The sequence below is a fragment of the Microbulbifer sp. 2205BS26-8 genome (assembly GCF_030731025.1).
Classification (GTDB): domain Bacteria; phylum Pseudomonadota; class Gammaproteobacteria; order Pseudomonadales; family Cellvibrionaceae; genus Microbulbifer; species Microbulbifer spongiae.
Map to the genome: position 1 here is coordinate 1 of NZ_JAVAMR010000066.1, position 12,828 is coordinate 12,828.

Here is a 12,828-nt window from a genome sequence, read left to right on the forward strand (position 1 = left end):
AACCAGGCAGCTGCTAACGGGAACCATCGCGCCGTTGTCCCCGACGGTACCTTATGCGCCGGCGGCCAGACAAAGTTTGCGGGCCTGGATCTGCCCCGCAATGACTGGGAAGCAACCCCGATCGTACCCAAGGCTGATGGAACTTTTGATTTCGAGTTTAAAGGCACTGCGCCACATGCCACGCGGGACTGGGTTTTCTATGTCACCCGGCAAGGTTATGTGCCCTCAGAGCCTTTAGAATGGAGCGACCTGTTTGAATTTTGCCGTTTGGGCAATGTGCCCCTGAGCGCTGATAGTCGCTATATTCTCAATACCAATATGCACCCGGTACCGGCGCCTACTGGCAGGATGCCTGGATTCAGCTTGAACCCACCACACAGCACCCAGAGTGAGGCAGGCGAACCAGACTGCCTGCCTTGCCATCCCACCTCCCCATGGGGTGATCCACACCCGGGATGCAAAACGGCTCTGCTTTCCAGAACCCACAAGTCAAAACTAGTCGTACTCAACACCGGGTATCACTCTCCCCAACCCATTTATCCAGGAGAGTAACAAGGATGTGCCCACGGCTTTCCCTAATGGCAATAATGGTATCAACAGGCATAAAGCACTCAATGCTTCTTGAGTCAATATCCAGGGAACCATTTTCTGGGAGGATAACAAGCCCCCCTTTAAATGCCACGCACAGCGAGCAAAAGTTTTGACCAATGCGTCAATTAGCAAACCCCGTTAACCAGCGCTATTGGCAATTGTGCATTTGGCAAAGACCAGGGTAATTAAAATTAACAATTGACATGAAATAATTAATATGACAGAAATCCAAGATATAAGAGGAACTGGCCGGGTAAATGGCGGTCTCTTGTCACTCATGGAACATCAAGCAGGAGAGTAGTCGCCAGGATGGTCTCTCTTGTACAGACCCTCTGCCCTGAAAGCAGGGAAGTATGTCTAGTAGCGCCATTGAGGGCACCCTATACCCGGGAACAACAATGCAGATCCCGCGCAGTAGTGAGGACCCATTTTGAAAGCTTCGAGTGCAATCCGCAATTTCGTAGAACACCCCCTAACCAATTTATTCGTTGGCCTCCTGCTCTTTGGCAGCGGCTTTGTTGAGGCCTATGAGAGCTTGCATAGTGACCTTAAAAACATGAACTTCGGCGCCCACCACGGATTGATGCTCTTTGGCACATTAAACGTACTTGCAAGTATCCCGGATATTATAGAGGGGATTGGCTCCGGAGCCAGTTACATTGAGCATCGAGCCAAGCGGCATCAACCATCCGATAAAGACAATCAGGAAACTGTGTAATAGGACCTCCCGCCCTGCTGGGCGGGCTTCTCATTTTTCATAGATAGACCGGCAGTTTCTGGATTTACGCTTACTTCCATCCACTAAAACGCACATTCCCTCCGCCTTCAGTTACACTATACTCGGCCACTTAACCTTGACCACCAGATCAATATCTAAATTTTAAATGACATAGTCCATTCGACAAAGCTTAACCCAGAGAGCGATAATTTCGGGTAAGGGACATGCAGGCATTGATGTATGCTGGAGCTGACAGCCAATCTGCTGTCGTAATTTGTCCTCCTTTTCGACAGGTTGCAGCGTCTCCATCAATGGAATCCAAATGACATCAGACCGTCTTAACTGGTTTTTTACGATTGCTGCCAACATCGGCGTTATTCTCGGGCTGGGTTTTTTGATACTTGAAATCCGCCAGAGCACCCTTGCGACACAAGCAATACTGAATCTTAATCTGGTCACTTACGGGCGTGAAAATGCTGAACTGCTGGCCTCTAATGATGAGCTGGCCGATATCGTCTTTCGCGGGGAGCAGGACCCAACTTCCCTCTCTCCGTTGGAACTGGAAAGGTTCCTTATCTTCACGACTTGGCGGATGACGGCGTGGGAGACAGCATTTTTGAATTATGATACCGGGGTTGTGGCCGATCGTTATTGGATAAGCTTCAACACCTGGTATTCAAGACTAGTAAAGAGCAAGCCTGGGTACCTGTATTGGTGGCTGGCATCTCGCCATGGTTTTGACCTCTATTTTCGCGAACACGTGGATCAGGTACTCGGGCTAGAATCGGATAGCACTACCAGGCAATAGCAGTTTGGAATTTGCAATAGTCATAATCCGGGCTCTGTGCACTCGGATTCAGTATAGCCCCACAGATGAGTTTTATTCGAAAACCACCGTGAGCTATCTGCACCTGGGTCTAATCAAGGGAGAGATTTCGACTTTTAGCGCTAGTAAAGTATCCACAACTTAAGCATGGGCAATTACTGTTCCCGGCTTAGATGTTGATCAATCATCCATAACCTGTCCTGACCCCAAACAACCAGAGAGTCTACCATCATAGCTGGCACACCCCAGAGCCCATACTCGTAGATCTCCTGACGATTCATCTCTGCAAACTCACGCCATTTTTCACTCATTAATGCATTTTCACAGCTTGGCCAGTCGAGAGCTAATTCCCGACACAGTGACCGCAGGTTTTTCAGGTTGGAGATATCAATTGCTTTTGACCAGCTTGCACTCGTCATGGCGAGCACATATTCGCGCTCCTTACCCATATTTTTGGCAACGTAAAAAAGCGCCAGGGCGTTTTCTACACCTTTACCCAGAGGGTCGGAAATATAGCCGAAGGGAATGTTATGGCGGTTAGCCTCACGCTTGGCATCTAACAAAATATATAAACGTTTGGAGGCAGGAACTGATAATCCTCTCATCACCATAGGCAATACGGGTTTAAGATCCAGTTCACATTGGTAGTGATCTGCAAGGGCAAACAATCTTGTTAACAAGATATATGAATAAGGACTGCGAAAGGAAAAATAACAGCTTAGGACTTTGCCTTTTCCAGAATCAGCTGCTCCCGTGCATTTATTCTGATCAGGGCTCGGAAATAACAGTTCCCCATCGGTTAATCGTCGTTCGAGGTAATGAAGTCTATCGAGCCCCCAGTATTTTTCACCAGCATACTCAATCATAGCTGTCAGGTAGTGGCCACGCTTTGGCATAACAATGTTATTGCTAGCAAGCTGTTGTTGCAATACCAAGATGTTTGTACTTTGTATAGCGGGAATAGCGGTATGTGTTACCCACAAGGATTGAAAAATAGCGGCAATGGCTTCCCACGGTTGAGAGCCTTGTGCCGCCTCACACAATACCAGACTCGCCTTCTCGGAGAAGCTGCTACGCTTTACCGGCGGCTCTATATTATAGGCGAGTGCCAGGCGCTGACAGTCTTCTATGGCATATTCAGCCAGCAATTGACGCTCTGGATAACAACTGTCTTCGAGCTGAGTAACAATGATCGGATGTAAAGTAAGAGCGTATTTCTCACAAAACTCGTGAAGTACCTGGCTCAACAAATAGGAATACGGGTCATCGGCACGCAGATAACAATAACCGTGGCCCTGCTTGCGGCGCCTTAATAATTTTTTTTCTGCCCGCCGATAATTCCTTACTCTTCTTTTGTCACTGGTATACCAGCGGGCAAACAGGGAGACTAAGCGTTTTTTTACAGTCAATACTTGGCCCTAACGTAGCTTACAATCACTTTGACTCGTTAACCATGGCTGGTGTATTTTCCCATAATGTTTTCAATGCGCTTAATCACTATCGGCTTATCCCTCTCGAAGGATTTCCAAGCACTATAAAAACCAATTCCTCTGGCGAACCTGCCCACGCATGCCCGATGCAGAAAGCCAAGGGTATTGCTATCAAAATCCTTTTTGCCATATCCAGGCAGATCAATCAATAGCAATCCATATATAGTTTTGGACTAGATTCAAAACTATATATGGATCGCACACTTGTGTTATCAAGCTTTGGCTCTGCATCCACTAGCAACACTATACTGCCGGCCAGTTTCAGCCAATCTCCTAACTTGCCTGATACCACTGGCACGAGCATTCAGAAAGAGATAGCGCTATACCCTCTAATACTACCCTGATTACACTCTGAACTACCGGTGGAAAACAGCCTTATAACAGATTAAATTTCACTATCTGCAGATTTTAAGAGACCATTGGGATAATGTAAATCGTGCAGGCGCCGAACAGACAATACAAATGGCGATAACGAGGCTATTTGAGACCATTCAGGCTCTGCCTGGCTGCCGTCACCTCTCTTGCATTCGTTCCCCTGCGCCCATCGTCCCTCTCCCCCCCACTGATGACCATAGCGAGTGGTGCCACCAGGATCATGGCCCATCCATTCAACACCTGGTACAGGCTTGAAGAAGTACAATTCGGTATATTTAAATGGTGCTTTTTCTTTCTTATCGGGTACAGTTTGGCTATTACATCGGGAATCTGGCATTACCCGCCCCGTTCGATTGTAATCAGTTCTACAAAGGGATATAAAGGTGATCAAATAGGAGGCAGATTCCATTATATTGCCTTCGGCCACGGGTGTGGCCGCCACAGATACTGCTGAAAGGCCCCGGGTAACCTCTTCAAAGATCCATACGGGTCCACGCAACCCAGCAGAGCAAGATAGAGCGGCAAAAGGTGAGCCAGCACGGTTTTTTATTCCCTGTGCAGGAATGCTTCGATCCCAGGCATGCAAACAAGAAGGGTACCCTGGAGAGTGATAGCCGTGTTTTGCGGTCTTATACGGCAAGACTTCGCGCTTACTTGTCCTTTGCCAAACCAGGCTGGCAGATTTCTCAGCAGGGTAAATATGATTGAAGTGGAAAACTGTTTATCGGATTTAACATGGAGGGCTTCAGCTATGCCAACTGGAAGACAACTGCTCAATCAACTGGAAGTAGATGCACCCGTTTTTGGCGTTGCCTATTCAATCATTAATTGGTCGGGCCTTGCCAAAGGCGTCTCTATTTCTCCATCGGGCATTACCAAACTTTTAGGAAAACTGGTGGAAGATGGTCACGCAACCACTTTTATGATTGAGAATGGCAACATCACCATGACAGGAATGAGTGATGAAGGCTGGGTCTTTTATGGAGGACCACTGGGCAGAACCAACTGGGCCAGAAACACTTTGAATGCAAATACGGACGTCTATTATACAAAATGTACTGCAGAGGATGTGATAAAATACAAACAAATACAAGATGAGCTGGAAAATGCCGACAACACTCAGTACCACGAAGTCTGGCCCAATATCCCCGGCAGAACACGATACGAGAATTGCATAAGCTCCAGCCACATGATTGTACACAAAATGAGCTTCGGCACTGCTCTGGCCACGAAAGGGGTATGGATACCTTCAATCAGTAACTGGGCTACCTGGACGGCCACAAAGATGTCTGCCTGGAAGCACAAGCGGTTTACCCATGTGAATACACATATGCCCTAAGCCCCTGCACGCGAGGGAATTTTCACCATAGACACCCAATGCCCGGCAAGCAGACAGATTGCCGGGCCGATTGAGCACTGACACTTGTTACCTTAGCCCCAAGCCAAAGAGTCCCTTACAAATGGGACTGCACTTTCAAGAGCAACCCCGACAGGCCCTGAAGCCCCGCTCGGCATTTTTGTGTGAAAACCAAGCAGATATGGGCCAATTTGCTTTTCTCTCCCAGGTTTTCTCCAGCAACATTTTCTCAGCATATTTACACAATAACCTTTTACAGGGCTGCAGAAATGAAAACTGCCACGAACACTGTTGCCTTGACCAGAGGGGAGTCCGTAAGATAGGGCCCCGGCTGTACATTGGCTTTCCTACCCAAAGCCTCCTGCCTGGCAATCCAGCAATCCTATATTTGCGAAAGAAAGAAAACCCCTCAATGCTCAACTATACACTGGTAAAACAGGTTCATGTCACTACTGCAGTGATTAGTCTCTTTCTATTTCTTCTGCGAGCAGGGTTGGATTTCAGCAAAAAAACCCACTGGCGACATACACCATTACGCCTGGTGCCCCATGTCAACGATACTTTATTACTGTCGGCAGCCATTGCCCTGGTAATTCTCGGTAATTGGAATCCGGCTCTGTACCACTGGCTTGCAGCGAAATTGGTATTAGTTTTAGGCTATATCGCTGCGGGCTTCCTGGCCCTGCACCAAACGCTGTCATGGCGTACCCGTATTGCGGCCGCTCTACTGGCACTCGTGCAAATAGCATTCATCTTCTACCTGGCAATCATTAAACCAGTGCTTTGGTAGGTTTTCTCAATGGAATACGCTTGGCAATCGAACAGAAATCCAGGGGCTTCTGATTGCCCGCCTGGGAAATACTGGCGCAGCAAAGCGCAAGAGTGTGCATGCCAGTGGCCCCCATCAGTTGCTCTCTGCACATATCGGGCTATTGGAATTCGAGAGGGTGTCTTGCGGTGCGCATTACCGCAACAGGATAGACAGAGTATGCACTTGGAAAGGGCTGAACCAGACGGCTTCACATGACGGGAGTACAGCCGGAGCGAGACACCCCGGCTCACTATTGTGTTATCAAAAGTGCTTAATTGAGCTTCTCTTTAATCCGCGCTGCCTTACCAGTCAGACTACGCAGGTAATACAGTTTGGCTTGGCGCACATCGCCACGGCGCTTTACCTTGATACTGTCGACCAGTGGACTGTGGGTCTGGAAAGTACGCTCTACTCCAACACCATGGGAAATTTTACGTACAGTGAAGGAGGAGTTGAGGCCGCGATTACGCTTACCGATTACCACTCCTTCAAACGCCTGCAGGCGCTCGCGATTACCCTCTTTTACTTTTACCTGAACAATTACAGTATCGCCGGGTGCGAAGGAAGGTACCTCGCTCTTTAGCTGCTCTTGCTCCAATTGCTGGATAAGTTTGTTGGTCATTTGGATTGCTCCCAAACAGAGTTTGTGTAGCTTCTCAGCTAGTTTACCGAACTACTAGCGCCTCCCGGCGAATCCGGCATCAAGTTTTCAGGAATTTCGCTCTCGCCGGATTTCTGCCAGCAATTGCTCCTGTTCTTCACTCAGCTCCAATCCCTCCAGAAGATCGGGTCGGCGCTGTTGCGTGCGCGCCAGAGCCTGCTTAAGACGCCAGCGGCGAATTTTTTCATGGTTGCCCGAAAGTAACACTTCGGGAACCATTTTCCCCCGGTACTCCTCAGGCCGGGTATAGTGGGGACAATCCAGCAGGCCTGCGGAAAAAGAATCTTCAGTCACCGATTGATTGTGCCCGAGAGCTCCGGGTATCAAGCGGATGATTGCATCCATCATGACCATAGCAGCCAACTCACCACCACTGAGGACATAGTCACCAATAGACCATTCCTCGTCGATCAAGGACTCTATGATACGCTCATCCACCCCTTCATAGCGCCCTGCCAGCAATACCAGATTTCCGGCAACCGAAAACGCTTCGATGTTACGCTGGCCCAGTTGCTGCCCCTGCGGAGACAGATAGATACTCCGTACAGGCTCACCCTCCGCTCCGGCCCAGGCACGTGCAGCCTCCAGGGCCTGGTAAAGGGGTTCCGCCAACATCACCATTCCCGGACCACCACCATAGGGCCGGTCATCCACGCTACAGTGCCTGTCACTGGTGAACTCGCGGGGATTCCAGCAACGCACCTCCAGCAGGCCCGCTTTCACAGCCCGCCCGCTGACACCATAATCAGTCAGTGCGGCAAACATTTCCGGAAAAATGCTTACAAGAGCGATTTTCTTCAACATCGCTCCAACCCTTAGAAAGCGGGGTCCCAATCGACAGTAATCACACCGGCCTGCAGATCTATCTCGAGAACAAACTGGCCCGGCAGATAGGGGATCAAACGCTCGCGCCTGTCAGCACCACCACGCACCACCAAGACATCATTGGCACCTGTTTGCATCATATGCGCGACATTACCAAAATCATACACCTCACCCTGAAAGTGGCTGACTACCCGCAACCCTTCAAGCTGGTGCCAGTAGTACTCACCCGGTTCAAGTACGGGCATTAAACCACGCACAACCGCTATGTCGCACTGGCAAAACTGTGTCGCCTCATCGCGACTGTCTATCCCTTTGATATGTACGACCAGGCCCTTACCGTGGTGCCTGCCAGCATCTATTTGATAGGTCTCCCAGCCTTTTGGCCCCCGCAACCTCCAATTGGGGAACTGCAGGATATTGTCCATCGGTTCTGTATAGGAGTGTACCTTTACCCAACCGCGCACGCCATAAGCGGTGGTTATGCGCCCAACAGTGACCAGGTCAGTGAAATTATTCCCCTTCTCTGTCACAAGCGCACCAACAGGGGCAAATCAGGCGGCTTCTTTCAGCAGCTTGCTGACACGGTCAGAAACCTGGGCACCTCGGCCCAGCCAGAAGTCCACGCGCTCACGGTCAATACGCAGACGCTCTTCCTGGCCACGGGCAACCGGGTTGAAGAAGCCAACACGCTCTATAAAGCGGCCGTCGCGAGCGTTGCGGCTATCGGTAACAGTCAGGTGATAAAACGGGCGCTTTTTAGCACCGCCACGAGCCAAGCGAATGGTTACCATGTAACTTTCCTGTAGGTTCAATACTGGGTGGCCGCACGCTTCGGCCACCGAAATAACTTTGCCGGCAGCGCACCCGGCTGAAAGGCGGCGTATTCTAATGCAGCCCTGGGGATTTGTATAGCGCTGTATCTAATCGCGCCCAGCGTCCCGAGGCGCTACTTTTTCTTGAATCCAGACGGCAAGCCACCGGGCATACCGCCCATACCGCCAGGCAGGCCCCCACCCATACCGGGCAAGCCGCTCATGCCGCGCATCATTTTACCCATGCCACCACCCTTGAGCTTCTTCATCATCTTGCCCATCTGCTTGTGCTGCTTGAGCAGGCGGTTCAGGTCCTGCAGATGGGTTCCGGATCCGGCAACGATTCGGCGCTTGCGGGAACCATTGAGGAGTTCTGGATTGCGGCGTTCAGCCGGGGTCATGGAGGAGATGAGCGCATCCATACGCCTGAACTCTTTACCCATATCCGCCTGTTGAGCGGCCTGGGCCAAGCCGCCCATACCTGGCATCTTTTCCAGCAGGGAGCCAAAGCCACCCATATTTTGCATCTGCTGCAGCTGGTCGCGCAGGTCTTCTAAGTCGAAGCCTTTACCCTTCTGCACCTTCTTGACCAGCTTTTCAGCCTTGCCCTTATCAATCTTCTGTTCCGCCTCTTCGATCAGAGACAGGATATCCCCCATGCCAAGAATGCGGGAGGCAATGCGATCCGGGTGGAAGGTCTCCAGCGCATCGGTCTTTTCCCCGACACCGATAAATTTAATGGGCTTACCGGTCACCTGGCGTACAGACAGCGCGGCGCCGCCACGGGCATCACCATCGGCCTTGGTCAGGATGACACCGGTGAGCGATAGGGCCTTATCAAAGGCACTGGCGGTATTCACAGCATCCTGACCGATCATGGCATCGATCACGAACAGCGTTTCAGCTGGGCTCAGCGTGTCGTGCAATTCGCGGATTTCATCCATCAGCTGGGCATCAATATGCAGGCGTCCCGCCGTATCCACAATCAATACATCGGCAAACTGTTTACGCGCGGCTTCAACCGCCCCTTTGGCAATATCCAGAGGTTTTTGCTCCGGGGTAGACGGATGGTACTGAGCTCCCACCTCACTCGCGAGGGTTTCCAATTGTTTGATGGCCGCCGGGCGATAAACATCGGCGCTGACCACCATCACTTTCTTCTTCTCGCGCTCCTGCAGGAACCTGGCCAGCTTGGCAACACTGGTGGTCTTACCGGCCCCTTGCAGGCCGGCCATAAGGATAATCGCAGGGGGCTGGACAGCCAGGTTGAGAGGTTCTGCAGCCGCACCCATGACCTTTACCAACTCATCCTGAACAATCTTGACGAACTGTTGACCCGGGTTCAGGGCCTTGCTCACTTTCTGTCCCACCGCTGCGGTGCGCACCTGCTGCACAAAGGCCTTGACGACTGGCAGGGCGACATCTGCTTCGAGTAGTGCTTTTCGCACTTCTCGCAGGGTATCGCGGATATTGTCATCGGTCAGGCGGGCCTTGCCGGTGACTTTCTTTAGAGCCGCTGATAAGCGGTCACTCAGGTTATCGAACATAAATTCGCCTCGATTTCTCCGGCTGCGGACTGAACCCCGGTGCGCAGGGCCGCGGAACCATTCACAACACCCTGTCTGAGGCGCGGCAGTATAGCCCAGGTACCCGCGCAGCCGAAATAACGCCAGACCTTTCCTGTTCAAGCGGGCTGTGACACACTCCCTGTCAGTTGCACTAATGATACGGATCAAATCAATGGCGGCTTACGCCCACTGGACAGCCATCGCCCTCTACCTTGCCACTACCGCTGTTGCGGCGACAGCCCTTGCCCGCAAGCGTCAACCAGACAACAGGCTGCTTCTGACACTACTTGCCGCAGCGCTGACTGCCCATGGGATCTCCCTGGTGCATACCCTGTTTTCCCCCCTGGGCTACCGCTTCGACCTGCTGGCGATGCTGTCACTGGTTACCTGGGTGGTTAACCTGCTGCTGTTAGTGCTTGCTGCGAGGCGCCCCCTGACCTTGCTAATTTTGATTTTTGCCCCGATAGGGGCAATCACGGAGTTCGCCGCCTCACATACCTGGGGCACAGCCACGCTTCACGGTCAGCTATCCGCGGGTATCGCCGTCCATGCACTGCTCTCCATTTCCGCTTACTCCCTGCTAACCCTGGCGACACTGCAGGCAATCTCTCTCTACTATATGAACCAACAGCTGCACAAACACCGGCCGGTGGGAGCTGCCCGCCTACTACCCCCTTTGCAGAGCATGGAGTCACTGCTCTTCGGCCTGATTACTTTTGGCCAGTTACTGTTGACCGCCTCTCTGATGACGGGCTTTGTCTTTGTAGGCAACCTTTTCGAACAGGGACCCATGCACAAAACTGTCCTCTCCATTGTCGCCTGGGTACTCTATAGTATTCTGCTCTGGGGACATTGGCAGCGGGGCTGGCGCGGCAATACCGCTGTACGCTGGACTCTGAGTGCCTTCGCCGCCCTGATGCTGGCCTACTTCGGCAGCAAGCTGGTTTTGGAGGTGATTCTCCAGCGCGGGTAGCGGGAGGTAAGAAAAAGGACTGGAATACTTGCAGAGGTCGGCATTCTGCTCCAATATTTCCGCTTCGAATCAAAAAGAGTTCTCCCTTGAACGAGATCCACCCGGGCCTGCTGTTCAGCCTGCTAGCCCTGCTGGTCGTCATATCAGCTTTTTTTTCCAGCTCCGAAACCAGCATGATGGCGCTGAACCGCTATCGCCTTCGGCACCAGGCCAAAAGCGGGCACCGCGGCGCTAAACGCGCCATGGAGCTGCTTGCGCGACCCGATAAGCTGATAGGCTCTATTCTCATAGGCAATAACCTCGTCAACGTGCTTGTATCAGTCATTGCCGGATCAGTATTTGCACAAGCTTATGGTGAGTTGCTAACCACGATAGTATTAACCCTCACCCTACTGATCTTTGCCGAGGTCACACCTAAGACAATTGCCGCACTACACCCAGAGAAAATCGCATTTCCAGCCTCTCTGGTTTTACGCCCTTTACAGTGGCTACTTACCCCACTGGTTCTGCTAGTAGGCAGCATCTCCAACGGCCTTGCGCGCTTGCTGGGAGTAGAACCAGTCGTCAACAGCGAGGCTGAACATCTGGCTCCAGAAGAACTTAGAACTGTGGTTTTTGAGTCCGGCGCTTTGCTTCCCAGCAAACACAAGGGAATGCTGCTCAACGTACTGGACCTGGACCAGGCCACTGTGGAAGACATCATGATTCCCCGCAACGAAGTCATGGGTGTGGATTTGGAACATACTGCCGAGCAGATACTCCAGCAACTGGCCGAGAGCAGCTATACCCGCCTGCCGGTCTTTACAGGCGATATCAACCAAGTGGTTGGCATCCTGCACCTGCGCCGCGCCGCGCAGATCCTGCGTGACGGCCCGCAGAATTTTTCCGTAGCACGCCTAAAATCTTTCACCGATGACCCCTACTTTGTACCCGAGGCAACACCACTGCCCACACTGTTGATGAATTTCCAGAAAACCAAACGCCGTATGGGACTGGTAGTGGACGAATACGGCGAAGTCATGGGGATTGTTACCCTGGAGGACCTGCTGGAGGAAATCGTCGGTGATTTTACCGCAAGTCCGGTGCCCAGCGATGACCAAGAGATAATCGCCACTGAAGACGGCTGGTATAGGATAGCGGGCGGCACATCCATACGCGATATCAATCGCACTCTGGGTTGGCACCTGCCAACCGATGGCCCTAAAACCTTTAACGGTCTGGCCATGGAATATCTGGAAAGCATCCCCGACGGCAATATCAGTTTCTATATCCAGAACTACCTGGTGGAGATTGAGGAAGTTTCCAATACAATGATCACTCGCGCACGCGTAAAGAAAATCAGCAGCTAGCCCGGATTTTGCACGGCCAGCTTCACACCGCAGCATTTTATGCTTTTGGCCTGAGCGGTACTGGAACTGCTGGCTCTTGCTGGCAATTTATCCTCTTTGAACAGGTTTTGTTCGATCCAGGCTGCGTTGGACACAACTTTCCCTTACCCCGTTATTTGTCTGTGCCGGGAGCAGCACTTCAAGACTCTACGTCGGCACCAAACGGGTAGCCAGCTTGCAGAAGAATTTCTCTGTCAGGAAGCAATGTCGGCAGCAGGAAGCGAAAGCGGCGCGTATTCTTGATCATCACGGCCCCAACTTTGATCAAGCGATTGCGCAAGGTGGCTACCGAGGCTTTGCCCAGTTTGGTGTCTTGTAGCTGCTCCCGCAGATATTCATACAGTACCCAGGCCTGTGCCAAGAGCAACAGTCGCCATTGGTTCGGCCAGGCAGGAGGTGCGACTGGCGAACAGGTCCATCTGCTGGTCCTTAA

General features: G+C 51.7%; 16 protein-coding genes. 7 read left to right on the forward strand and 9 right to left on the reverse strand.

Annotated elements, in window-relative coordinates; translation table 11 throughout:
* The 3 genes from Q5Y71_RS15425 to Q5Y71_RS15435 form a co-directional block, all read left to right on the forward strand.
* The coding region (locus Q5Y71_RS15425) for a lytic polysaccharide monooxygenase auxiliary activity family 9 protein (protein WP_306042998.1) at positions 1 to 552 on the forward strand (552 nt) is incomplete at its 5' end.
* A 469-nt stretch (positions 553 to 1,021) separates the two neighbouring features.
* A complete protein-coding gene (locus tag Q5Y71_RS15430) occupies positions 1,022 to 1,309 on the forward strand; it encodes a hypothetical protein (RefSeq protein ID WP_306042999.1) in 288 nt (95 codons plus the stop codon).
* Positions 1,310 to 1,631: 322 nt separating this feature from the next.
* Positions 1,632 to 2,117 (forward strand): hypothetical protein, encoded by a 486-nt coding sequence (locus tag Q5Y71_RS15435; protein WP_301418318.1) that lies wholly within the window; start codon positions 1,632 to 1,634, stop codon positions 2,115 to 2,117.
* 173 nt (positions 2,118 to 2,290) lie between these two features.
* Here Q5Y71_RS15435 and Q5Y71_RS15440 read toward each other — a convergent pair whose 3' ends face one another.
* The 3 genes from Q5Y71_RS15440 to Q5Y71_RS15450 form a co-directional block, all read right to left on the reverse strand.
* Entirely contained in the window at positions 2,291 to 3,544 is a 1,254-nt protein-coding gene (locus Q5Y71_RS15440) for a DsbA family protein (RefSeq protein ID WP_306043000.1), read from the reverse strand.
* Positions 3,545 to 3,582: 38 nt separating this feature from the next.
* Complete coding sequence (locus Q5Y71_RS15445; protein WP_306043001.1) at positions 3,583 to 3,774, reverse strand: hypothetical protein; 192 nt, start codon at positions 3,772 to 3,774, stop codon at positions 3,583 to 3,585.
* A 236-nt stretch (positions 3,775 to 4,010) separates the two neighbouring features.
* Positions 4,011 to 4,409 carry a hypothetical protein gene (locus Q5Y71_RS15450; protein WP_306043002.1) on the reverse strand — a complete coding sequence of 133 codons (399 nt, stop codon included), beginning with the start codon at positions 4,407 to 4,409 and terminating at the stop codon, positions 4,011 to 4,013.
* Between the two features lie 291 nt (positions 4,410 to 4,700).
* Between Q5Y71_RS15450 and Q5Y71_RS15455 the strand changes: the two genes are divergently transcribed.
* Together Q5Y71_RS15455 and Q5Y71_RS15460 are read left to right on the forward strand one after the other, a co-directional pair.
* Positions 4,701 to 5,339, forward strand: coding sequence for a hypothetical protein (locus tag Q5Y71_RS15455; RefSeq protein ID WP_306043003.1), 639 nt, complete (start codon positions 4,701 to 4,703; stop codon positions 5,337 to 5,339).
* Positions 5,340 to 5,769: 430 nt separating this feature from the next.
* Entirely contained in the window at positions 5,770 to 6,147 is a 378-nt protein-coding gene (locus Q5Y71_RS15460; RefSeq protein WP_306043004.1) for a SirB2 family protein, read from the forward strand.
* Positions 6,148 to 6,439: 292 nt separating this feature from the next.
* Here Q5Y71_RS15460 and rplS read toward each other — a convergent pair whose 3' ends face one another.
* The 5 genes from rplS to ffh all read right to left on the reverse strand — a co-directional run bounded on the left by rplS (position 6,440) and on the right by ffh (position 10,013).
* Positions 6,440 to 6,790, reverse strand: a complete 351-nt coding sequence (gene rplS / locus Q5Y71_RS15465) for a 50S ribosomal protein L19 (RefSeq protein WP_301418308.1) — start codon at positions 6,788 to 6,790, stop codon at positions 6,440 to 6,442.
* Between the two features lie 87 nt (positions 6,791 to 6,877).
* Positions 6,878 to 7,633 carry a tRNA (guanosine(37)-N1)-methyltransferase TrmD gene (gene trmD / locus Q5Y71_RS15470; RefSeq protein WP_306043005.1) on the reverse strand — a complete coding sequence of 252 codons (756 nt, stop codon included), beginning with the start codon at positions 7,631 to 7,633 and terminating at the stop codon, positions 6,878 to 6,880.
* Positions 7,634 to 7,644: 11 nt separating this feature from the next.
* Positions 7,645 to 8,184, reverse strand: coding sequence for a ribosome maturation factor RimM (gene rimM, locus Q5Y71_RS15475; protein ID WP_306043006.1), 540 nt, complete (start codon positions 8,182 to 8,184; stop codon positions 7,645 to 7,647).
* 21 nt (positions 8,185 to 8,205) lie between these two features.
* A complete protein-coding gene (gene rpsP / locus Q5Y71_RS15480) occupies positions 8,206 to 8,445 on the reverse strand; it encodes a 30S ribosomal protein S16 (RefSeq protein ID WP_301418302.1) in 240 nt (79 codons plus the stop codon).
* Between the two features lie 155 nt (positions 8,446 to 8,600).
* Positions 8,601 to 10,013, reverse strand: coding sequence for a signal recognition particle protein (ffh, locus tag Q5Y71_RS15485; protein WP_306043007.1), 1,413 nt, complete (start codon positions 10,011 to 10,013; stop codon positions 8,601 to 8,603).
* A 193-nt stretch (positions 10,014 to 10,206) separates the two neighbouring features.
* On the opposite strand from ffh, the gene Q5Y71_RS15490 reads away from it, so the two are divergent.
* Together Q5Y71_RS15490 and Q5Y71_RS15495 are read left to right on the forward strand one after the other, a co-directional pair.
* A complete protein-coding gene (locus tag Q5Y71_RS15490; protein ID WP_306043008.1) occupies positions 10,207 to 11,007 on the forward strand; it encodes an inner membrane protein YpjD in 801 nt (266 codons plus the stop codon).
* 86 nt (positions 11,008 to 11,093) lie between these two features.
* Positions 11,094 to 12,356 (forward strand): HlyC/CorC family transporter, encoded by a 1,263-nt coding sequence (locus Q5Y71_RS15495; protein WP_306043009.1) that lies wholly within the window; start codon positions 11,094 to 11,096, stop codon positions 12,354 to 12,356.
* Positions 12,357 to 12,534: 178 nt separating this feature from the next.
* Here the strand turns inward: Q5Y71_RS15495 and Q5Y71_RS15500 are convergent.
* Positions 12,535 to 12,828: transposase (locus Q5Y71_RS15500; protein ID WP_306043010.1), on the reverse strand; the 294-nt coding region annotated here is incomplete at its 5' end.

Excerpts from the sequence above, each read along its gene's own strand:
- rpsP (WP_301418302.1), bottom strand. The coding sequence starts at position 8,445 with ATGGTAACCATTCGCTTGGCTCGTGGCGGTGCTAAAAAGCGCCCGTTT.
- Q5Y71_RS15460 (WP_306043004.1), top strand. The coding sequence starts at position 5,770 with ATGCTCAACTATACACTGGTAAAACAGGTTCATGTCACTACTGCAGTG.
- rplS (WP_301418308.1), bottom strand. The coding sequence starts at position 6,790 with ATGACCAACAAACTTATCCAGCAATTGGAGCAAGAGCAGCTAAAGAGC.
- Q5Y71_RS15435 (WP_301418318.1), top strand. The coding sequence starts at position 1,632 with ATGACATCAGACCGTCTTAACTGGTTTTTTACGATTGCTGCCAACATC.
- ffh (WP_306043007.1), bottom strand. The coding sequence starts at position 10,013 with ATGTTCGATAACCTGAGTGACCGCTTATCAGCGGCTCTAAAGAAAGTC.
- trmD (WP_306043005.1), bottom strand. The coding sequence starts at position 7,633 with ATGTTGAAGAAAATCGCTCTTGTAAGCATTTTTCCGGAAATGTTTGCC.
- Q5Y71_RS15455 (WP_306043003.1), top strand. The coding sequence starts at position 4,701 with ATGATTGAAGTGGAAAACTGTTTATCGGATTTAACATGGAGGGCTTCA.
- Q5Y71_RS15490 (WP_306043008.1), top strand. The coding sequence starts at position 10,207 with ATGGCGGCTTACGCCCACTGGACAGCCATCGCCCTCTACCTTGCCACT.
- Q5Y71_RS15450 (WP_306043002.1), bottom strand. The coding sequence starts at position 4,409 with ATGGAATCTGCCTCCTATTTGATCACCTTTATATCCCTTTGTAGAACT.